The sequence below is a fragment of the Streptomyces sp. NPDC058691 genome (assembly GCF_042714775.1).
GTDB lineage: Bacteria > Actinomycetota > Actinomycetes > Streptomycetales > Streptomycetaceae > Actinacidiphila.
Window position 1 is genome coordinate 80826 of record NZ_JBHXSO010000025.1, and the last position, 21127, is coordinate 101952.

General features: G+C 74.3%; 21 protein-coding genes. 14 read left to right on the forward strand and 7 right to left on the reverse strand.

Features of this window, described 5'->3' with window-relative positions:
* Positions 1-155: 155 nt before the first annotated feature.
* The gene (locus tag ACFWVC_RS19545; protein ID WP_384287017.1) at positions 156-704 is read right to left on the reverse strand and encodes a sigma-70 family RNA polymerase sigma factor; all 549 of its coding nucleotides are present in this window, start codon (positions 702-704) and stop codon (positions 156-158) included.
* Positions 705-935: 231 nt separating this feature from the next.
* Between ACFWVC_RS19545 and ACFWVC_RS19550 the strand changes: the two genes are divergently transcribed.
* Positions 936-1949, forward strand: coding sequence for a ricin-type beta-trefoil lectin domain protein (locus ACFWVC_RS19550; protein ID WP_384287019.1), 1014 nt, complete (start codon positions 936-938; stop codon positions 1947-1949).
* A gap of 85 nt (positions 1950-2034) precedes the next feature.
* Here the strand turns inward: ACFWVC_RS19550 and ACFWVC_RS19555 are convergent, their stop codons facing one another.
* Complete coding sequence (locus ACFWVC_RS19555; protein ID WP_384287021.1) at positions 2035-2466, reverse strand: nuclear transport factor 2 family protein; 432 nt, start codon at positions 2464-2466, stop codon at positions 2035-2037.
* A gap of 50 nt (positions 2467-2516) precedes the next feature.
* On the opposite strand from ACFWVC_RS19555, the gene ACFWVC_RS19560 reads away from it, so the two are divergent.
* The 6 genes from ACFWVC_RS19560 to ACFWVC_RS19585 all read left to right on the forward strand — a co-directional run bounded on the left by ACFWVC_RS19560 (position 2517) and on the right by ACFWVC_RS19585 (position 6866).
* Entirely contained in the window at positions 2517-3023 is a 507-nt protein-coding gene (locus ACFWVC_RS19560; protein WP_384287023.1) for a MarR family winged helix-turn-helix transcriptional regulator, read from the forward strand.
* Positions 3024-3075: 52 nt separating this feature from the next.
* Positions 3076-4269, forward strand: coding sequence for a PP2C family protein-serine/threonine phosphatase (locus ACFWVC_RS19565; RefSeq protein ID WP_384287025.1), 1194 nt, complete (start codon positions 3076-3078; stop codon positions 4267-4269).
* A 171-nt stretch (positions 4270-4440) separates the two neighbouring features.
* Complete coding sequence (locus ACFWVC_RS19570; protein ID WP_384287027.1) at positions 4441-5031, forward strand: VanZ family protein; 591 nt, start codon at positions 4441-4443, stop codon at positions 5029-5031.
* A 118-nt stretch (positions 5032-5149) separates the two neighbouring features.
* A complete protein-coding gene (locus ACFWVC_RS19575) occupies positions 5150-5416 on the forward strand; it encodes a DUF6400 family protein (protein ID WP_384287029.1) in 267 nt (88 codons plus the stop codon).
* Complete coding sequence (locus ACFWVC_RS19580) at positions 5403-5633, forward strand: hypothetical protein (RefSeq protein WP_384287155.1); 231 nt, start codon at positions 5403-5405, stop codon at positions 5631-5633. The genes ACFWVC_RS19575 and ACFWVC_RS19580 overlap by 14 nt, the downstream gene beginning before the upstream one ends.
* A 114-nt stretch (positions 5634-5747) precedes the next feature.
* On the forward strand, positions 5748-6866 hold the full coding sequence (locus ACFWVC_RS19585; RefSeq protein WP_384287033.1) for a chemotaxis protein: 1119 nt from the start codon (positions 5748-5750) through the stop codon (positions 6864-6866).
* Between the two features lie 66 nt (positions 6867-6932).
* Here ACFWVC_RS19585 and ACFWVC_RS19590 read toward each other — a convergent pair whose 3' ends face one another.
* Positions 6933-7379 (reverse strand): SRPBCC family protein, encoded by a 447-nt coding sequence (locus ACFWVC_RS19590; RefSeq protein WP_384287038.1) that lies wholly within the window; start codon positions 7377-7379, stop codon positions 6933-6935.
* A gap of 234 nt (positions 7380-7613) precedes the next feature.
* On the opposite strand from ACFWVC_RS19590, the gene ACFWVC_RS19595 reads away from it, so the two are divergent.
* Both ACFWVC_RS19595 and ACFWVC_RS19600 read left to right on the forward strand, forming a co-directional pair.
* On the forward strand, positions 7614-9155 hold the full coding sequence (locus ACFWVC_RS19595; protein WP_384287042.1) for a S1 family peptidase: 1542 nt from the start codon (positions 7614-7616) through the stop codon (positions 9153-9155).
* 56 nt (positions 9156-9211) lie between these two features.
* Positions 9212-9955, forward strand: coding sequence for a class I SAM-dependent methyltransferase (locus tag ACFWVC_RS19600; RefSeq protein ID WP_384287044.1), 744 nt, complete (start codon positions 9212-9214; stop codon positions 9953-9955).
* Here ACFWVC_RS19600 and ACFWVC_RS19605 read toward each other — a convergent pair.
* Complete coding sequence (locus tag ACFWVC_RS19605) at positions 9922-10839, reverse strand: DMT family transporter (protein WP_384287049.1); 918 nt, start codon at positions 10837-10839, stop codon at positions 9922-9924. The two genes, ACFWVC_RS19600 and ACFWVC_RS19605, sit on opposite strands and share 34 nt — an antisense overlap.
* Before the next feature lie 63 nt (positions 10840-10902).
* Between ACFWVC_RS19605 and ACFWVC_RS19610 the strand changes: the two genes are divergently transcribed.
* Both ACFWVC_RS19610 and ACFWVC_RS19615 read left to right on the forward strand, forming a co-directional pair.
* Positions 10903-11841: a LysR family transcriptional regulator gene (locus tag ACFWVC_RS19610; protein ID WP_384287055.1), complete on the forward strand. Its 939-nt coding sequence runs from the start codon at positions 10903-10905 to the stop codon at positions 11839-11841.
* Between the two features lie 40 nt (positions 11842-11881).
* Entirely contained in the window at positions 11882-12397 is a 516-nt protein-coding gene (locus ACFWVC_RS19615; RefSeq protein ID WP_384287059.1) for a DUF664 domain-containing protein, read from the forward strand.
* Between the two features lie 21 nt (positions 12398-12418).
* On the opposite strand, the gene ACFWVC_RS19620 is transcribed toward ACFWVC_RS19615, so the two are convergent.
* A complete protein-coding gene (locus ACFWVC_RS19620; RefSeq protein WP_384287063.1) occupies positions 12419-13909 on the reverse strand; it encodes an MFS transporter in 1491 nt (496 codons plus the stop codon).
* Positions 13910-14233: 324 nt separating this feature from the next.
* Between ACFWVC_RS19620 and ACFWVC_RS19625 the strand changes: the two genes are divergently transcribed.
* The 3 genes from ACFWVC_RS19625 (at position 14234) to ACFWVC_RS19635 (ending at position 18374) form a co-directional block, all read left to right on the forward strand.
* Positions 14234-15235, forward strand: coding sequence for an AbfB domain-containing protein (locus tag ACFWVC_RS19625; RefSeq protein WP_384287067.1), 1002 nt, complete (start codon positions 14234-14236; stop codon positions 15233-15235).
* Positions 15236-15381: 146 nt separating this feature from the next.
* Positions 15382-16071 carry a peptidoglycan-binding protein gene (locus ACFWVC_RS19630; protein ID WP_384287074.1) on the forward strand — a complete coding sequence of 230 codons (690 nt, stop codon included), beginning with the start codon at positions 15382-15384 and terminating at the stop codon, positions 16069-16071.
* Between the two features lie 104 nt (positions 16072-16175).
* On the forward strand, positions 16176-18374 hold the full coding sequence (locus ACFWVC_RS19635; protein WP_384287081.1) for an FUSC family protein: 2199 nt from the start codon (positions 16176-16178) through the stop codon (positions 18372-18374).
* A 9-nt stretch (positions 18375-18383) separates the two neighbouring features.
* Here the strand turns inward: ACFWVC_RS19635 and ACFWVC_RS19640 are convergent, their stop codons facing one another.
* Complete coding sequence (locus ACFWVC_RS19640; protein ID WP_384287085.1) at positions 18384-18905, reverse strand: HD domain-containing protein; 522 nt, start codon at positions 18903-18905, stop codon at positions 18384-18386.
* 597 nt (positions 18906-19502) lie between these two features.
* A complete protein-coding gene (gene kdpA, locus ACFWVC_RS19645; protein WP_384287088.1) occupies positions 19503-21125 on the reverse strand; it encodes a potassium-transporting ATPase subunit KdpA in 1623 nt (540 codons plus the stop codon).
* Between the last annotated feature and the right edge of the window lie 2 nt (positions 21126-21127).

A 21127-nucleotide genomic window follows, 5' to 3' on the forward strand; every position in this document is an offset into this window, starting at 1 on the left:
TCCGACAGAATCTGCTGTGGCGATGGGCATGTCACTGACCTCAGGTGTCACAGCTGCGACATGTCCCAACGGCGCCACGGGGCCTCGCCATGGCGTCGCTAAGGTGTCAGCGCGGCACTCTGCCGCGGGGGCGGCGGGCCCTCATGAGCGGGCCCTCAGGCGGCCGCGCCATGGACGCCGCGGCGCGCGAGTTCCGCGCGCAGGGCGCGGACACCGTGGTGGGTACGGGACTTGACCGTCCCGTGCGGGACGCCCAGCTCGGCGGCGACGTCCTCGCCGGCCTGCCCCATGACGTGGACGCGGACCACCGCTTCGCGGTGCGCGGGGGCGAGCGCGCGCAGGGCGCCGACCAGGAGGGAGCGGTCCTCGACGGCGTCGGCGTGGTCGTGGACGGGCGCGAGCGCCGTGCCCGCGAAGTCGGCGGCGGTGACCCCGACGGGTACGGAGCGGTCGCGGCGGCGGTGGTCGACGGCGAGGTTGCGGGCGACGCGGAAGAGCCACATGCGGATCGGCCGTCCGTCGAAGTCGAGCCGTCCGGCCCACTGCCAGGCCCGCAGCAGGGTTTCCTGGAGGACGTCCTCGGCGGCGTGCACGTCGCCGCCCATCAGGCCGCCGATGTAGCGTCGCAGGCCCTCGGTCTCGGCAAGGAGGCGGGTCGCGGGATCCGGCCGCCCCCCTTGCGCGTCGTGTGCTGTGGGGGTCACGGCGCCGGCTCCCGGAGGGTCTAATCGCCCCTGGCGACCGGACTCGTTCATGCGCATGGGGTGAACGATATTGCCCGCCAGGGCGTGCTGTACTTACGAGGTTGGCGAACAGTCGATCGTTTGGCGAGGCTCTTAAGACGACGTTCGTCCAATGTGCACGTTCCGGCAGAAGTCGCGCGGACCTGCGCCTCCATGCTTCCCGGCAGCCCCACCGATACGACAGGAGACGATGTGCCGTCCCCATCCGAGCCACGGCGCCCCGAGGTGCTCGAAGGCGCACCCGAACGCTTCGCCGAGCACTTCGCCCGGCGTCCCGCACTGCCCCGCCGGGGGCTGCTGCCGGGCAAGCGGGTATGGGCGGCGATCGCCACCGCGACCGCCGTCGTCGGCTGCGCGGTGCTGGTGGTTCCCGTCCTCGCGCGGATCGACGTGTTCCCCGAACGCGGCGCCGACGGCGGCCCGGAGGCCATCGCCGCCCCGGCCGCCTCCGTGTCCGCGAGCACACCCGGTGAGCCGGGAACGGCCCCCTCCGCGGCCACCGTGTCGCCCACCGGCGGCACCCACGCCGGCCCGCAGGACTCCGGCCCGCGGGGCCCGGTGAGCGGCACCGGCGGCGGGACGGGTGGTGGCACAGGGACGGTCGTCACCGGCGGCGATTCCACCGGCACCGTCCACAGCGGCGGGGGCGGAACCACCGGCGGCAGCGGCACGACCGGCGGCGGCAGCACGGGAGCGGGTACGGGCGGCAAGGGTTCGTCCGGCTCCGGCACCACCAAGTCCGGCTCCGGATCGGGTGGTTCGGCGGCCAAGCCCACCGCCACGCCCACCAAGACGCAGCAGAGCGCCACGGTCCCGGGCGTGCGCATCCGCAGCTCCGCCACCGGGCGGTGCGTCGACATCACCAACGCGGCGGACGGCATCGGCCGCGACGGCAGCCGCCTGCAGATCTGGGACTGCGGAAGCGGCGCCTCGCAGAAGTGGGACTTCCGTTCCGACGGTTCGGTCCACTCCCTCGGCCTGTGCATGGACCTGGCCTGGGCGTCCACCGCGAACGGCACGGCCGTCCAGCTCGCCAGGTGCAACGGCGGCTGGGCCCAGCAGTTCGTCCTCAACAGCGCGGGCGACCTGGTGAACCCGCACGCCGACAAGTGCGTCGACGTCGTCGACAAGGGCACCGGCAACGGCACCAAGCTCCAGCTGTGGACCTGCTACGGCACGTCCAACCAGAAGTGGTACCGGAACTGACGGAACGTCATGTCGGGCCGCGCCCGACGGACTCCCCCGCCGCCGAAGAGGCGGCGGGGGCGCCCCCGGCCCAAGCGCCCCCGGCTCAGGCGGCCGCGGCGCGCAGCGGGTCGTAGCAGTCGTAGTTCCGCTGCCCGGCGATCCGGTCCCCGCGGAACTCCAGGAACGTGCCGATGTGCGCCCGCAGCACATGCCCGGCCGGCAGATCGCCCAGCGGCACGGCCGGCGTCCCCGACCACACCACCTCCAGCGCGACCGCGTCCCCGGCGGCGACGGCGTTGACGACCTCGAAGGTCTGCTCCCGCAACCCCTGCCGCCCACGCCGGGCCGCCTCCAGCAGCGCGGACAGGTCCCGGACGGCACCCTCGGGGAAGAGCGCGTTGGGCAGCTCCCGGTGGACCACGTCCTCGGTGAAGTAGCGGGCGAGTTCGTCGCCGACCGCGCCGCGCGAGACGGCCTCGTGGTAGGCGACGGCGAGATCGATCAGCGGATGACTCTGAAGTCCGGTGCGCGTCATATCAACAACCATAGTTGCACAACCATGGTTGTCAAATGCAGGATGGGATCATGAGTTCCCCGCATTTCCCTGACCCGACCGAGCCGCCCGAACCGCTCGGCCTGGACACCGGCACCCTCGCCCTCTTCGCCGGCTCCGCCGCCGCCGACGCCGTCCAGGCGGAGCTGGCCGCCCAGGGCTTCGGCGACCTGCGCACCTCGCACGGCTACGTCTTCCAGCACCTCGTGCACGGACAGCCCACCGTCGGCGACCTCGCCGCGAAGCTCGGCATGACGCAGCAGGGCGCGTCCAAAGCCGTCGTCGAGCTCGAGCGCCTCGGCTACGCCGAGCGCGTCCCCGACCCGGCCGACGCCCGCGTACGGCTCGTGCGCCTCACTCCACGCGGCCGCGAGGCCGTCGCCGCCGCACGCCGGGCGCGCAGCGCGCTGGAGGAGCGGCTGACCAGGCGGTGCGGGGCGGAACGCCTCACGGCCGGCCGCGCGGTGCTGGCCGAGCTCCTGGAGGAACTGGGCGGAGCCGAGGGCGTGCGCCGCCGCGACGTACGGCCCCCGCGCTGAACGCCCGAACCCGCGGCGGGCGGGGGTACACCGACGGGTGTATCCAAGAGACATGGAGCTGAGGCGGCGCCTGTCGTGCTGGCGGCGGTCGCGATGGCCGGGACACGCCATGGTGTGCACGATGCTCGCGCTCATCGTGATCGTCACCGTGGTGGACGTCCTGTCGCCGCCCGAGGTCCACCTGGGCCCGTTCCTGGTCGCGGCCCCGGCCATCACGTCCTCGTTCGCCGGGCCCCGGCTCACCGCGCTGGTCGGCGGCATCGCCGTGGTGGCGCAGGTCATCGTGGCGATACTGCGCACGACACCGCTGGACGTCAACCACCTGGCGCAGATCACCACGCTCGCCCTGATGTCGCTGCTCGCCACCTTCTTCGCCCACCTGCGGGTGGAGCACGAGAAGGAAGTCACCCAGCTCCGCTCGGTCTCGGAGACGGCCCAGCGCGTCCTGCTGCGCCCGATTCCCCGCCGTATCGGCCCGCTGCGCATCGCCTCGGTCTACCTCGCCGCCGAGGCGGAGGCGCAGATCGGCGGCGACCTGTACGCGGCGGTGCGCACCGACAACGGCACCCGCCTGATCGTCGGCGATGTGCGCGGCAAGGGACTGGAGGCGGTCAACGAGGCCGCGCTGACGCTGGGCGCGTTCCGGGCGGCCGCGCACCGCCAGGCCGAACTGCCGGAACTGATCGCGCTCCTGGAGCAGGCGCTCTCCTCCGACCTCACCGATCCGGCGGCGCACGACGACCCGGAGGAGGCGGAGTCCTTCGTCACCGTCCTCATCGCCGACCTGCCCGACGCCGAACCGGTGCTGCGGATGATCGCCTGCGGGCACCCGCCGCCGCTGCTGATCCGCGACGGCCTGGTCGTCGCCCTGGAGGTCGACCGGCCCGCGCCGCCGCTGGGCCTGACGCAGTTCGCCCCCACCGATCTCAACGTCGCCTCGTTCGCGTTCGAGCCCAACGACACCTTGCTGCTCTACACCGACGGCGTCATCGAGGCGCGCGACGCCACCGGCGCCTTCTATCCCCTGGCCGACCGCGTGGCCGGGTGGCCGGCCCGCGACCCGGAGCGGCTGCTGCGGCGCCTGTGCGACGACCTGTTCCGCTACGCGGGCGGTCGCCTGGGCGACGACGCGGCGCTCCTCGCGGTCCACCGCACCCCTTCGCCCACCCCGCGCCGCGACCCGGGAGCCACGCGGCGACCGGCCTCCCCGCCGCCGCCCCCGCAGCAGGCGGCCCCTCCCTGCTGAAACCGGCCCCCGGACCAGGGAATTGCCCGGTGCTTCCTGGGTATCCGCTCGGAGGCGGGGTCAGACCGGAGGAGGGGCTCAGTGGGTCGGTCAGTGTTTCGACGACGGTCACCGGAGGCAATGGAGCCGGGGCGCCGTTCAGTACTGGCGACGGTGGGCCGGTGGGCCGCGATGGCGCTGGCGTTCGTCGCCATGGTGGCCTTCGGGGCGGTGCTCGCCCGCGCGACGCTCTCCCCCTCGTACGCCTCCACGGGTCTGGCGCACGCCAACCTGCACCCGGGGGCCTCGCTGCGCCAGTACTACGAGCGGTACACGGTGGCGGGGGCCGTCCGCCAGGTCGGCGGGAACGTGCTGCTGGGCATGCCCTTCGGCGTGCTGCTGCCGGTGCTGGCCCCCAAGGCGCGCGGCGCGCTGCGGGTCGTGGCGACCACCGGGCTGGTGATGGTCCTCGTCGAGCTCGCGCAGGGCGCGGTCGTGCAGGGCCGCGCCTTCGACGTCGATGACGTGATCATGAACACCACCGGCGCCCTGCTCGGTTACCTGATCATCGGCCGCCGGCTCGGCCGGGTCGTGCACGCGGCGCCCAAGCCGGTCGCCGCCGCCCCGGAGGCCGCTCCTGCGGCGAAGACCGCGGCGCGCAAGACCACGCCGCGCAAAGCCACGCTCCGCAAGGCCGCTCCCGCGAAGGCCGGCACCGCCTCCCCGCGCAAGCCCTTCCGGCCTTTCGCGACCGTACGCCGCGGACTTGCCAAACGGCCCTGACCAGCCGGGACAGCATGGAATGCGTCACATTCGGGGCCTGAGCACTTCCCAGCAAGTCCGGCATTTTGATACACACGTTTGATTCACCCCCGAGTGCCGCGGGAGCGGGCGAGCGACCATGAACCACAACGATTCCCCGGACCAGCTCCACACCTTCGAGCTCGACTTCACCGAGCACGAGACGGCCCGTCGCGCCGAGGTCGTCGCCGCCCTCGGCGACGACTGGGACCCCGTCGAGGTCCTGCGCGGCGAGGACGAGGCCCACCGGCTGCTCTACTCCGGACTGGACGAGGAGCAGGAAGCGGTGCACCGGATGCTCGTCGCCGCCGGCGTCCTGCCGGCCCGCGACGAGACCGGGAAGGACGACGGTGCTGCTTCCGATTGATCCCTCGGCGGACCCGGGCCGCCGGGCCTGGGTCCCCTGCCCCCGCTGTGCGGACCACGCGGAGTGCGCCACCTGCGCCGCGGGCCGCAACTGCCCCGACCACTGGCGCTACTTGCTGTCCAATCAGGGCCCCGTCGTGCATCTGCAGTGCCCGTCCTGCACGCACATGTGGTCCTGGGACAGCCGCTTCGGCGCCCACCACCGCACGTCCGGCTGACCCGCCGCCGGGGACACGTCCCCCCGGCAGGCGACCCGGCGCGGGGTGTGAAACGCTCGGGAGGTGGGCTGCCCCCGTCTGCGGGGAGCAACCGTGGACCTCAGGGAGGCAACCATGGAAACCGACGCCCTCACGGCCGGAACCCTGCGGGAACTCCGCGCGACCAGGCCGTATCCAGCGGTGTCGCTGACCATGCCTACGCACCGGCGTCCGGACAACGCCCAGGACGCGGTGCGGCTGCGCAATCTCATCGCCGAGGCCGAACGCCGGGTCGAGAACGACCCCGACGCCTCGCGCCGGGCGCGGATACGCATCAAGGGCCAGCTCCAGCGGGTCGCCTCCGAGGTGGACCTGCGTCATTCACTCGACGGGCTGGTCATGTACGCCACGGAGGAGGACCACCAGTTGTGGGTCCTGCCGCGTCCGGTGCCCGAGCGCGTGGTCATCAGCGACAGCTTCCTCACCCAGAACCTGGTCGCCGCCAAGGCCCGTGCCCGCCCGTACTGGGTGCTCGGCGTCGCCGCGGACCGCGCGACGCTGTGGAGCGGCAGCGGGCAGTCGCTCCACCCCCACGAGGGCGACGGCTTCCCCGCGGAGCCGGAACACCTGGAGTGGGACCCCGAGCGCCTCGAGCAGATCGGCGACCACCCGAGCACCTTCAGCGACGAGGAGACCCGGCGCTTCCTGCGCTCCGTCGACAGTGCGCTGGCCACGCTGCTGGGCACGGACGACCGGCCGCTGTACCTGGTCGGGCTCCCCGACGCGGTCGGGCTGCTCAAGGAGGTCGGCACGGCCGCCGATTCCGCCGTGGCCACCGTGCTCAAGGGCGGTCTGGCGGACGCCCCCGAGCTGACGCTCCTGGAGGAACTCGCCCCCGCGAAGGAGGAGTTCGGGCGCCAGGAGTCGGAACGGGTCGGCGCGCGGTTCGACGAGGCCCGCAGTCGCCGCACCTTCGCCGCCGGACTGGACGAGGTCTGGGAGTCGGTGTGCGAGGGCCGGGCCGAACTGGTCGCGGTCGAGGAGGACTACCAGCGCGTCGTACGGCTGTCGGACGGGCATCTGCTCCCGCTCGACGGCGACGGCGAACGGGCCGGCGGCTTCGAGGAGGGCGTGCGCGAGGACATCGTGGACGAGGTCGTGGAGACCGCGCTCGACAAAGGCGCCGAGGTCGTCTTCCTGCCCCCCGACACCCTCTCCGAGCACGAGCGGATCGCCGCGGTGCTGCGCTACTGACGGCTGACGCGGGGCAGGCCGCGCCCCCGGGGTGACCCGGAGAGCGCGGCCGGACCCGCCGCGCGGTCAGGAGGCCTCGACGGCCGCCTTGATGCGCTGCCCGAAGGCAGGCGCGTCCTTGCGGGCCGCGCTCAGGGCAAGTCCGGTGAGCAGCTTGCCGATGCCGTGCCCCTCCAGCTCGTTGAAGATCCGCAGGCGCGTCACGCGCTCGGTGACCGGCTCCAGGTCGTAACCCCCCTGCACCGCGGTGACCAGGTTCTTGGACTGCTCCGCCCAGCGGATCCGGTTGGGCGCCTCCAGTACCGTGATCCGGAACTCCCGGCGGGTCTTCATGCCGGCGTCCTTCACCACGCTGGTGAAGATCGTGCCCACGGTCGTCGGGCCGGCCGGGCTCTTCCTGATCTCCTGCACCCGGGGGCTGAACTCGGGGTCGTGCGTTCCGTCGGCGAGGTAGGCGAAGACCTCGCCCACGGACCGGTCGATCTCGACCACTGCCTCGAACTGTCCGCCCATCACGACTCCTTGATGCTCACCCCCGGCGGCGCGGACGCGCCGTCGCGGGCGGCGCCCACGTGGCGCCTCTCCGTCACGATAGGTCCTCGCCCCCGCCCGGGCACCCGGGAGCCCCGGCTCCGCCCTTTGCCGGACACGGGTCGCCGTGACGGTGAGCGCACGGCGCGTACCGCACGTATGGAGGGTGGGCCCGGGTCCGCGGGTTCGCGTACGGATGCGGAAGTAGGGGTCTGGGTGAGGCGCACACGGCGTCACGTGCAGCGCGCGATACGGCTCGTGGCCGTCGCGGGAGTCGTCTGCGGCGGGGTGATGGTGTCGCAGGCAGGGGCGAACGCGTCACAGGACGGCGGCGGCGGCCACCGGGTCCTGGACGCCCCGGCCGACGGCGCGCAGAGCGTGGGGAGCGCGGCCACCCTCGCCAGAGAGCTGGAGAGCCGGCTCGGCGACTCCCGCAGCGCGGGGAGCTGGGTGGACGCCCAGGGCCGCGCGGTGGTCGCCGTCACCGATGACGCGTCCGCGGCCGAGGTCACCGAGGCGGGCGCCCAGGCGAAGATCGTCCGCTACAGCATGCGCGAGCTGAGCTCGGCCGGCGACACGCTCCGTGAGGCGCCGCGGGTGGCGGGCACGGCCTGGTCGGTCGACCCGAAGACGAACACGGTGGTGGTCCTCGCGGACAGCACCGTCTCGGCCGCCGACTGGTCGCGGCTGAAGGACGTGGCCGACGGCATCGGCGGCGCCGTCCGCATGGAGCGCACGAAGGACACCTTCACCCCGCGTACCGCCGGAGCCGCGCCCATCTTCACCCGGGGCAGCCGCTGTTCGGCCGGCTTCAACGTCACCGACGGCAAGGAGACGTTCCTGCTGACCGCGGGGCACTGCGGCCCGGTCGGCACCACCTGGTTCGGCGACAACCGGGGTGCCACCGGGGTCGGTACGACGGTCGTGAGTTCCTTTCCCGGCGGGGACTTCTCCCTGATCCGCTACGGCGGCCCCGGCGACGGCACCGACGCCGGCGACCGCGCGAGCCTGGTGAACCTGGGCGACGGCCGGGCGGTGCGGATCAACGGGGCGGCCGAAGCGCTGGTGGGACAGCAGGTCTTCCGCAGCGGCAGCACCTCGGGCCTGCATTCGGGCCAGGTCACCGGTCTGAACGCGACGGTCAACTACCCCGAGGGCCAGGTGGGCGGCCTGATCCAGACCACCGTGTGCGCCGAGCCCGGGGACAGCGGCGGCCCGCTGTTCGCCCAGAGCCTCGCCCTCGGCGTCACCTCGGGCGGCAGCGGCGACTGCACCAGCGGCGGCATCACCTTCTTCCAGCCCGTGACGACCGCGCTGGCCACGCTCGGCGTCGGCATCCCCCGCGCCACGGACAGCGACGGCGCGACGCCGGGCGCCCAGGACGCCGGCACGGCCCCGGGCTCCTCCGCGCCCGCCGGGGCACCGGGCACCGGCACGGGCGCCGGCGGCGCCACTCCGGACGACCGGAACGCGCAGGGCGCCCCCAACGGGCAGGCGACGCCCGCGGCACCGGCCGCGCCGGCCGCCCCCGGCGCGCAGGGCGGGCAGAACGGGCAGAACGCCCCGGCCGCACCGGGCGCCGCCGGCTATCCGGGCACCGCGGCCGACACGTCGGCCTTCGCCGCCATCAGCAGCGGCCGCGGCATCGGCCCGGGTGTGCTCGTCATCGCGATCAGTTTCCTGGGGCTGCTGGCCACGCTGTGGATCAGGCCCGCGGGCGGCGGAGGGGGTCACGCCTACCGCCGCCAGTGGAATTGACCACGGAAGGGCAAAGCTTTTCGCCCGGTGGGCGCGCGGCGACGCAGGATGGAGGCATGACGATCATTTCGCGCGCCCGTTCCTTCGACCGGGCGGCCGCCCAGTACGCGGCGAACCGCCCCTCCTACCCGGTGGCCCTGCTGGACGCCCTGGAGGAGGTCGCCGATCGGCCGCTGGCCGGTGCCCGTGTGGCGGACGTCGGGGCGGGGACCGGTATCGCGACGGCGCTGCTGCACGCCCGCGGCGCCCGTGTGGTGGCCGTCGAGCCGGGGGACGGCATGAGCGCCCAGTTCCGCCGCTCGCTGCCGGACGTGCCCGTCGTGCGCGGTGAGGGCGACCGGCTGCCGCTGGCGACCGGCGTCATGGATTTCGTGACGTACGCGCAGGCCTGGCACTGGACGGACCCGGCGGCGTCGGTGCCGGAAGCACTGCGGGTGCTGCGTCCCGGCGGGGCCTTCGCGGTGTGGCGCAACGACTTCGACCGCTCGGCGCCGTGGCTGGCGGACCAGGAGGCCCGGCTGCGGGCGTACTTCGGGCACGGCGGCGGGGCGTTGGGCGGCGGTTCCAAGGACCGGGTGCCGGAGGGGCCGGAGTTCGCCGTGCGCCGGGTGGCCTGGACGCGCCGGGTGCCGCTGGACGTCCACCTGGGGAGCCTGGGCAGCCACTCCGCGTTCCTGGTGCTCGGCCAGGAGCGGGCCCGGGAATTCCTCGCGGCGGAACGGGAGCGGCTGTCCGCGCTCTTCCCGGACGGCACGGTCGAGGAGCCCTACGTCGTCACCTTGGCGGTCGCGCTCCGCTGAGCCCGCGCCCCCGGTACCGCGCCGGCCGGGGACCGCCGCCGGTTGATGAGGACGACCCCGGCGATCCCGAGCACTCCGCCGGCCAGTTCGATCCAGTGCGGGGTCTCGCCGAGCCACACGAAGGCGACGGCGATGGCGACCGGCGGGACGAGGTAGAGCGCCGCGGTCGAGACGGCGAGCGTCGTGCGGGCGACCGCGTACCCCCAGATCACGAAGCCCAGCGCGGAGGGCAGCAGGCCGAGGTAGACGGCGGACCCGAGGGCGGCGGCGGGCGCGTGGGCCATCGCCGCGACCGTGCCCGGCGCGAGCGGCAGCAGCAGCGCCGTCCCGGCCCACATGGCGTAACAGGCGACCTCCAGGCCCGAGTAGCGGCCCAGCAGCGGCTTCGTGGCCACGTGATAGGTCCCCTGGACGACGGCCGCGGCGAGGACGACCAGAGCCCCCGCGGAGACCCGCGCGCCGCCGTGGGCGAAGGCGATGACGGCGGCGCCCGCGATGGCCACGAGGCTGCCGAGGACGATGCGAACGGTCAGCGCCTCGCCGAGGAAGGCGGTGGCCAGCAGCACGCTGAACACGGGCGCGAGGGCGACGAGCAGGCTCGCGGTCCCGGCGGGGACATGGACCTCGCCCCAGTTCAGCAGTACCTGGTACGCGCTCATACCGGTCAGCCCGCAGAGCAGGATCAGCGGCAGGTCGCGCCCGCGCGGCCGCCGTACCCCCGTCAGCGGCGCCACGACCGCCAGCGCCACCGATGCGACGGCCAGGCGCAGGAACGACAGCCCGGCGACACCGAGCCCTTCGAGCCCGACCCGGATCGCGGGGAAGGCGGACGCCCACAGCACCACGGTGCCGGCGAGGGCCAGGAAGCGAGGGGAGCTCTTCACGCTCTCCACTGTCCCGATTAGGATGACAAAGATCCAGTTACTCTTCCTTCGCGGAACAAGAAGGTGAGCTTCTTGCTCGACGTCCGCCGCCTGAGCCTGCTGCGCGACTTCTCGGTGCACCGCACGATCGCCGCCACCGCCGAGGCCCTGCATCTGACCGGTCCCGCGGTCTCCCAGCAACTGGCCGCGCTGGAGCGCGAGGCGGGCGTCGCCGTCCTGGAGAAGCACGGGCGCACGCTGCGGCTGACCGCCGCGGGCCGGCTCCTGGTGGAGCACGCCGAGGTCGTCCTCGGCGACCTGGCCGCCGCCGAGGCCGCGCTCGACGGCCTGCGGGGCGGGGGCCGGGCGCCGGTGCGGGTCGCCGCGTTCCCCTCCGCCGCGCGCGTGCTGCTGCCCGCTGCCTGGTCGCGGCTCTCCGCCGCGGCCGCGGCGGACGGCTCGGGACCGGCGGAGCTGCGCATCGCCGAGCACGAGCCGGACGCCGCGGCCGAAGCGCTGCGCCGCCGCGAGACGGACATCGCGGTGGTCCACGCGTACAGCCTGCTGCCCCATGACGTCCCGGCGGGGTGCGAGCAGCACCATCTGCTCGACGAGCCGGTGCTGCTGGCCCTCCCCACGGCCCTCGCGGACCGCCTGGGGCTCGCCGCCGGGGAGCCCGCCGACCTCGCGGGGCTCGCCGGGGAGAACTGGCTGATGCCCGGTCCCGGGACCTCGTGCCACGAGCTGACCCGGCGGGCCTGCGGCGCCGCCGGATTCGTCCCCCGGCCGGTGGCGCTGGCGAGCGACTTCTCCGTGCTCACCGCCCTCGTCGGGGCCGGGGCGGGCGTCGCCCTCGTACCGCGGATGGCCCTTCCTGCGGTCCTGGACGGAGTCAGCCTCCACCCCCCGGCCCGCCCGGTGATCCGCACCGTCTCCGCCCTGCTCGCCGCGGGCACCGCGGAGCAGCCGGCGCTGCGCCGGGTCCTGGAGTGTCTGAAGGCCGCCGCCGGGGCAGCCGCCTAGCGTGGACCGCGCAGTCCCGGACCGATCGTAGGGAGTACCCGTGAAAAGCGCCCAGCTGCTGGTAGACGCCTTCGGCCGGATCCAGGAGGTCGTCCACGAGGCCGTCGACGGCCTGTCCCCCGACGAGCTGCACGCCCGCCTGGAGGACCGCTCCAACTCCATCGCCTGGCTGGTCTGGCATCTGACGCGGGTCCAGGACGACCATGTCGCCGACGCCGCCGGCACGGAACAGCTGTGGACCGCCGACGGCTGGGCCGACCGCTTCGACCTGGCCCTGCCGCCGTCCGACACCGGGTACGGGCACGTCCGCAAGGAGGTCGACGCGGTGCGGGTGTCCTCGGGCGAGCTGCTGACCGGCTACCACGACGCCGTCCACGACCACACCGTGGGCTATCTGCGCACGCTGCACGAGGCCGACTTCGAGCGGGTCGTCGACGAGGGCTGGGACCCGCCCGTGACGCTCGCCGTCCGGCTGGTCAGCGTCGTCTCCGACGACCTCCAGCACGCCGGCCAGGCCGCGTTCCTGCGCGGTCTGGCCGGCGGTCGCACGCACTGACCGAAGGGGCCGCGCGCGGCCTCAGCCCTTCGCGGTGGCGGTCCGTCCGGGCTCGTCGACGGCACTGAGCGGCGTGGCCAGCGACTCCAGGCTGCGGCGCTCGGCGCGTACGCCGATGGCCGCCTCCACACACCCGGCCAGGATCATCAGCACCGCGCCGATGCAGAAGGCCAGCGTCGTGTCGGACGGCTTGCCGCTGCTGACCAGGCCGTTGAAGAGCAGCGGGCCGGTGATGCCGCCGAGCGCCGTGCCGACCGCGTAGAAGAACGCGATGCACAGCGCCCGGGTCTCCAGCGGGAAGATCTCGCTGACCGTGAGATACGCGGCGCTGGCACCGGCCGAGGCCAGGAAGAGCACGGCGGTCCAGCAGGCGGTCATCGTGAACGCGCTGAGCATCCCCTGCTGGAACAGCCAGGCGGTGCCCAGGAGCAGCACGCCGGAGCCGATGTAGGTGCCGGAGATCATCGGTTTGCGGCCCACCGAGTCGAAGAGGTGGCCGAGCAGCAGCGGCCCCATGAAGTTGCCGACCGCGATCACGGCGAAGTAGTAGCCGGTGCTGCCGTTGGGGATGTCGAAGAACGTGGTCAGGATGACGGCGTAGCCGAAGGTGACGGAGTTGTAGAGGAAGGCCTGGCCCGCGAAGAGCGCGAGGCCGAGGATCGTGCGCCGGGGGTAGGTGCGGGTCACCGTGCGGGCGATGGTGAGGAAGCCGATGTCGCCGCGCGGGGTGATGAGGATGCTGCCCTCGGGCTCCGGAAGGCGTTGCCCGGTCTGCGCGTGGACCTCGCGCTCGACCTCCGCGACGATGCCTTCGGCCTCCTCGGCCCTGCCGTGGACGAACAGCCAGCGCGGGCTCTCCGGCACATGGCGGCGGACGAGGAGGATCACCAGGCCCAGGACGACACCGATGGCGAAGGCGAGCCGCCAGCCGACGTCGGTGGCGAACAGGGCGGTGTCCAGCAGGGCGATGGAGGCGAAGGCGCCCACCGCCGCGCCCACCCAGAAGCTGCCGTTGATGATCAGGTCCACCCGGCCGCGGACCCGGGCCGGGATCAGCTCGTCGATCGCGGAGTTGATGGCCGCGTACTCGCCGCCGATGCCGAAGCCGGTGAAGAAGCGGCACAGGATGAAGAACCAGGCGGTCCACGAGAACGCCGTGACCGCGGTCGCCGCGAGATAGACGGCGAGGGTGACCATGAACAGCTTCTTGCGGCCGAGCCGGTCGGTGAGGCGGCCGAAGTACAGCGCCCCCAGGCACGCTCCCGCCACGTACACCGCCGCCGCGAGGGTGGTGACCTGCGTGGTGCTGATGTCGATGCCGCTGCCGGACTCCGCGAGACGGCCGGCGATGTTGCCGACGATGGTCACTTCCAGGCCGTCGAGGATCCAGACCGTGCCGAGTCCGATCACGATGCGCCAGTGCCAGCGGGTCCAGGGCAGCCTGTCCAGCCGTGCGGGCACGTCCGTACGGATCGCTCCCGGCGGATCGGCGTGAGCGGTTGACCCTGCCATGGGGACACCTCCTGGCGTTCTGCGTACGGGGCGGGTTCCGCAGGCGCGTCTTCCCGCAGGTGGGGACGTTCATGCCGGGGGAACGGCCGGTGGGAGCCGGTGGCGGCCCGGGCGGGGCGGTCGGAGCCGATCCGGTCGAACGTCAACCACCCTGCGATAGAAGGGGAGTTGAGCGTTCAGCAACAGGAGGATCACTGGATGACGGTTTTCACCGAAGCCCCGCAGAAACCACCCGGTCTCGCTAATCTCACCGGTCACGGAAGGCCGCCGAACAGCCGGACACCGCCGTCCGTCCCCCGGCCCCACAGCGACGGAGCGCGCCACGTGACAGCCGCAGAGCCCGACGGCCCCGATGACGATGAACTGGACGTCTTCCAGCCGCGGCGCACCGCCCCCGGCGGCACGCGCCACCCCTTCCCGGGCTTCGACGACGACGCGTGGACACGGCGGGCGCCGCGCGCCCCGTTGCACGTCGCCCTCACCGCGCCCGGCCGGGCGACACCGGTCCCCCGGCGCCAGACACGGGCGCTCCGGCTGGTCGCGGGCACCGCGGTGGTGGCGGTGTGCGCCCTGCTCGCGCCTACGGTCTTCCACGACGCCGCGCCGGCGCAGGGCGAGGCGTCCGCCGAGCACGCCGCGCTCGCCCAGCCGCCCGGCGGCCTGACGGCCGCGTCCGGGACGCCCGCGCTGCCCGCGTCGGGCGCGGGGAAGGCGTCGCCCTCACCCTCGCCCTCCACCCCGCGGATCCAGGCCGCCACCACCCGGCTCCCGGCCGTGACCACGCCTCCCGCGAGCAGTGCCTCCGAGCCGTCCCGCGGTGCGCCCGCCACGCCCCGGGCCACCGCGAGCCGGCACCGGGCGGGCGCGCCAGGGGACGGCTCGCGCGCGCCCCGGGGGCACAGCCTGTCGCTGCAGTCCGTGAACTTCCCCGGCCGCTTCTGGAGCGCCCCGGGGGACACCGGCCGCCTGGACCACGTCGGCGCGTCGTCCTCCCGCGCGACACGCCGGGCCGCCACCTTCGTCCTCGTGCCCGGACTGGCCGACGCGCGCTGCTCGTCCTTCGCCACGCCGGACGGCCGCTACGTGCGGCACGAGGACTTCCGTATCCGCCTCGACCGGCCGGACGGCTCCGCGCTCTTCCGCGAGGACGCGACCTTCTGCGCCCGGCCCGGTGCCTGGCGGGGCACGGTCTCCTTCGCGTCGTACAACTACCCGGAGCGCCTGCTGCGGCACCGTGACTTCCGGCTGCGCATCGACCCCTACCGGCGCGACTCCCCCTACCGCGCCGACAGTTCCTTCCGGATCGCACCGCCCTGGTCCGGCTGACGGGCCGCGCTCCGCTCGCGGGGCCGCGCATAGCGCAGTGCGGCGCCGGGTGGGGTCCGTTCGCCGATTCCCGGCAGGAGTAAGGCAGTTCGGTCCTAACGTGGGCGAACCAACAGGGCCGAGGGGGGAGACAAGGGGTTACCGCAGTGCCGAACCCGTCCGCCGGAGGGCCGTCACGGCGCCGCCTGATCGAGCCCACGCGCGTCATCCCCGCACGCGAGTCCGCGGCCGCGGGCAGCTCCTGGGAGGAGTCCCTCGACCTCTTCCGCCCCACCGACGGGGCCGCCCCTCCCCCACGCGACGGCGGTCCCGGCCCCGACACCCAGCCCCTGCCGCCCCCGGCGGCGGCACCGCCCCCCGGCAAGCGCCCCGCGCCGGCGAGGCCCCCGGATCCTCCCGTCCGCGGCGGCTCCCAGGGGCGCCGCTCGTCCCGCACGGCCCGCCTGACCGGTCTCGGCGCCCTCGTCGCGGGCGCCGGCGCCGCCGGCTTCGGCCTCGCCCTCGCGCTGCTCTCCCCCGGCGCCACCCTCACGCCCGCGGCCCCCACGGTCCCCACCGCGCCCGCCACCACGGCGCCGCCCGCCGCCGGAACCGCCTCCGGCGCGCTCCGCGAGGGCGACAGCGGCCCCGCCGTCAGCGAACTCCAGGCCCGCCTGCTGCGCATCCCCGACGTCTACACCGGCGGCGCGGTCGACGGCCGCTTCGACCGGCGCCTGACGGCCGCGGTCGCCCGCTTCCAGGTCTGGTACGGCATCCGCGGCGACGAGAGCGGCGAATACGGCGACGCCACCCGCCGCGACCTGGAGTCCCGCACCCCCGGCACCGTCTCGGGCTGACCCCGGCGCGTCCGCGGGGGCACCACGGCCTGAGCCGTGCGCCGCCGCGGCCCGCCCCCCGTGCCGCGGTGGCCCGGCGTCATCGGGCGGCCTACCGTTTGACGATGGGAGAGGCGCGCCGGAACGGACTGGAGTGGCTTCGGGCCCGGGATCCGGGTCTGGGCACGCTGCGGCGTTCGGCGCGGGTGACCGTGGTGGCCTGCACGGGCTTCTACGCCGCGCGATACGGCCTGGGCGACCGGACGGTGGCCATCTACGCCCTGTTCGGCGCCGTCGCGGCGGGCGGTCTGTCGTCCGTCCCCGGTACACCGCGCGAGCGGGCGCGCACCCTGCTGAAGGCGCTGCCGGTCGCGATGGCGCTGGTGACGCTCGGCACGCTGCTGGCGGCGCAGTCCTGGACCGCGGCCCTGGGGATGCTGGCGGTGGGCTTCCTCGTCACGTTCAGCGGGGTCGGCGGGCCGAAGCTGGTGGGCCTCGCCAACGGGCTGCAGTTGTTCTACATCCTTCCGTGCTTCCCGCCGTACGCGCCGTCGACCCTCGGTCAGCGACTGGCGGGCCTGGTGGCCGGGATCGTGCTCATCTGCGTCGCGGAGATCTGCCTGTGGCCCGCGCCGTGCCCCGGGCGGTACGAGCACCGGCTCGCGCGGGCCGCCCGGGCGGCGGCCGACGCGCTGTACGGACTGGCGGCGGACCCGCCCCGCCGACAGGACCCGCGGACACTGCTCAAGGCCTCGCAGGATCTGCGGATGAGCCACGTGCCGACGGACGAGCGCCCGGCGTCGGCGTCCGCGCGGGACCGGGCGCTGTCCGAGGCGGCCTCGCAGATGCGGCATCTGCTCGCGCAGACACAGCAGCTCACGGAGTCGGCGGACGAAGGGGCGGCCCCGCCGGAACCGGCCGCCGTGGGGCTGCTGCTGACCTCGGCGGCGGCCTGCGAGGACGTGGACCGCGCGCTGACCGGCCGGGCCCCGCCGCCCATGCAGGCCGTCTGCGGTGCCGCCGCGAGCGCCTTCGAGTCGCACCGCGTACGGCCGCGCGGGAAGGGCACGGACTCCGCCACGATGGTGCGCAACGGCGCGATCGCGCTGGACATCACGCACACGGCGGACTTCGTGGTCACGGCGGTCCGGATCGCGCTCGGCGCCCGCGTGCCGGCGGACAGCGCTTCGCCGGAGGTCCGTGCCAGTGCCTTCTGGTACGCCGGGCGCTCCACGGCGGAGCTGTACTACCACCGGCTGCGCGCCCATCTCACCCCCCGGTCGGTGTACTTCCAGAACGCGGTGCGCATCGCCGTGGCCCTCGCGGCGGTCCGGCTGGTCGTCGGCGCGCTCGGCCTGTCGCACGGCTTCTGGGCGCTGCTGACCACGCTCACCGTGATGCGCACCAGCGCCGTCGACACGCGTACCGCGCTGCGGCCCGCGCTGCGCGGAACGCTCGCCGGAGCCGTGGTCGCGGCGCTGATCCTGTACCTCGCCGCGGGCACGCCGCTGGTGTTCGCCGCGCTGCTGCCGCCGTGCATGCTGCTGGCCTTCGCGGCGGGCCCGGTGCTCGGGCCCGGCTGGGGCCAGGCGTTCTTCACCCTGACCGTGGCCGCCGCGTTCACCCAGATCGCCCGCAGCGGGCCCGAACTGGCCGCCGCCCGCGTGCTGGACGTGCTCACCGGGGCCGTGACGGGCGCCGTCGTCGGGCTGCTCGCCTGGCCGCACGGCGGAACCGGCGAGCTGCGGCGTGCCTGCGCCCGCCTCCTGGACCAGGGCAGCCGCGCGGTCGCCGACATCACCGGCACGATCACCGACGGGGTCCGGGCCACCGACGCCCTTCCGCAGGCGCGGCTCGCCCAGCTGATCGCCGAGGCGACCTACGCCCAGTACGCCACCGAGCGGCACGACCCCCGGCACGCGTCGTCGGGGGACACCGACTTCCAGGTGATCATGCTGGCCGGCAACCGCGTCATCACGATGGGGCAGACCCTGCTGGAGAACTGCCCACCGGGCGCGCTGTCCGCCTGGCCGCTGAGCGCCGCGCACCTGCGCGACGCGGCCCACCACTTGCGGGGCGTGGCGCTGCCGTTCAGCTACGACCTGCGCCTGGGCCGCGAACGCCCCGTCGCCGAGGACCCGCACCAGGACGAGGTGCCGACGGACCGCACGGTCATCAAGGACGTCTGCGCGGCCTCGGGGGGCCGGCCCCCCGACCCGCTGCTCTACTACGCGGTCGACGCCGCGATCTGGCTGGCCAGTCTCCAGGCCGCGATCACCGCGGCCCGCCCCGCGCCGCGGGCCCCGGCGACGGCCTCGAACTGAGCGCGGCCCTCAGGGAGCACCGTCCTCCGCCGGCAGCGCGGCGAGCAGGTCCGGGTTGACGATGGCGAGTATCGCCGCGATGTCCTCGCGGGACGCGGCCGGCCACAGCACCTCGCGGGCGGCCCGGTACTTGGCGGCGAGGCGTTCGCGCGCGGCGGGGTCGAGGCGGGCGGCGCGGTCGTCCCGGCTGTTGTGGGCGTTGTCGGCGATCTTGACCAGGGTGGCGTCCCGGCTGCCGGCGATCCGCCGCAGCTTGTCCTCGTAGGCGACGCCGGGCTGGTTGGTCACCTGCTCGACGACGGCGACGACGCGGTCGGGTACGCCCGCGGCGCGCAACCGCTCCGCGGTCCAGGGCGTGTCCTCGATGACGTCGTGGAGGAGCCCCGCCATCTGCAGTTCGGCCCCGAAGGGCGCGAGCCCCGCGGCGACGGCGCGGACATGCTCGACATAGGGCACGCCGATACGGTCGGTCTGCCCCTCGTGCGCGCTGCTCGCCAGCGCGTCGGCGTCGGAGACGCTGTTCACCTTCACGGCACCCCATCCTCCGGGGTGCCGCCCGGCCCGTCCAGCGCCTGCGGCGAACGCCCGGCGGGCGGCGGTGCCGTGGCAGACCGAGAGTCCTCGACGCCGAGGCCCTCACCCGCCGGGGAGAGACCGTGCCCGCCCCTGGACGAGGGCGAAGGAGCCCCGCTGCTCCGGCCCGCGCGGGCGCCGGACCGGTCATACGCACGCGCCTCACCCCGACCGCGTGGGCGCCGCCCTGCCCGACGCCGGCCTGCCGGCCGTGCACGCCGCGGCGCAACGACGGCGGTGCCGCCGTCGACACCCGCCTCCTCCCCGGCCTGTACCGGCCGGACCCGGCCATGACGCCCGCACCGCGCTGAAACCGGGCGTGGCAGCGGTGAACAACCGCCCACCGGACAGCGCCCACCAGCGTGGACCGCGGCGGCGCGGCCGACGGAATCGGCCTCCCTCCCTCAGCGGGCACGGGCGCCAGAACCGGTCACGCGCTTCAGTCCCCCCGGGGAGCCCGGCTCCACGCCACCGGGCCCCGATGCACGCGAACCGGGCGGACGGCTCCAAAACACGGACCGCCCGCCCGGCTCGCACCATGGCATCGCCGGGCGGCTACAGCAGCCCCTCCGCGACCGGCCCGAGGGACAGGGCCGGCAGGAAGTTGAGCAGTGCGAGGACGAGCGCGGCCCCGGTGGCGAGGACGACGAAGTTGACGCCGTACGGCCGCAGGGTGCCGGCCGTGACCACACCGGGGCGCTGCCGGGCGAGCCGCCCGGCGAGGGCGAGCACGAAGACGATCGGCACGTAGCGCCCGACCAGCATCGCGGCCACCATGAGGAGGTTGTGGAAGTCGGTGGCCCCGTTGAACCCGGCCATCGCGCTGCCGTTGCTGGCCGTGTTGCTCGTGTACGCGTAGATCAGTTCGCTGAGCCCGTGCGGCCCTGTGTTGCCCATGGACGAGCGGCCCTCGGGCAGGGCGACCGCGATCGCCGAGCAGACCAGGATCGCGGTCGGGGCGACCAGGGCGTAGAGCACGACGTGCCGCATCTCGCCGAAGCCGATGCGCTTGCGCAGGTACTCGGGTGTGCGGCCGACCATCAGCCCGCCGATGAAGACCGCGACCAGGACCGCCATGAGCAGGCCGTACAGCCCGCTGCCGGTGCCGCCGGGCGCGATCTCGCCGAGCATCATGCCCGCGAGGAGCACGCCTCCGCCGAGGCTGGAGAAGCTGTCGTACGAGGCGTTGGCCGCGCCGTCGGCGGAGGCGGTGGCCGAGACGCCGAACAGGGTGCTCGCGGGGACTCCGAAACGGGTCTCGGTGCCCTCGGTCTGGCCGCCGACGGCCGCCGTCACGGTGCCGGTGTGGGCGCCCTGCGCCAGGTTGCCGGCGACCAGCAGCAGGCCGAACAGGATGCCCACGACGGCCAGCAGCGTCCAGCTCTGCCGCAGGCTGCCGACCATGCGGCCGTAGGTGCGGATGAGTGCGGTCGGGATCAGCAGCATGAGCACGATCTCGACGGTGTTGGTCCAGGCGGAGGGGTTCTCCAGGGGGTGGGCGCTGTTGGCGTTGAAGAAGCCGCCGCCGTCGCCCGACATGAGTTTGATGGGCTCCCAGGAGCCGACCGGGCCGGCGAGCTGGTCGACGCCGGACAGGTGCTGCGGCACGCCGAGTGCCATGAGCAGCAGCCCGGAGACGACGGCCAGCGGCAGGAACACACGGAAGGTCGAACGGATCAGGTCGACCCAGAAGTTGCCGAGTTCGTCGGTGCCGCGCCGTACCAGGCCGCGGACGAGCGCGAGGGCGGCGCAGATGCCGACGGCGCCGGAGGCGAAGGCCTGGGTGCCCAGGCCCGCCATGACGGCGAGGTGACCGGTGGTGGACTCGCCGGCGTAGTTCTGCCAGCTGGTGTTGGTGGTGAAGCTGACCGCGGTGTGCAGCGCGAGCTGCCAGGGCATGCCGTCACGGCCGAGCGACCAGGGCAGCCGGTCCTGGAAGGTGAAGAGCGCGAAGAGGGCGGCGATGCTCATGGCGGAGAACGCCAGGAGCGCGAAGAGGTAGTGCCGCCAGTTCTGTTCGCTGTCGGGGTCGATGCCGCAGACGCGGTACAGCAGCCGCTCGGGGGCGAAATGGCGCCCGCCGTCGAGGGCGCGGGCGAGGTAGTCGCCGAGCGGGACGTGCAGGCCCACGACCACGGCGATGACGAGGGTGGCCTGGAGCCAGCCGAAGACGGTCATGC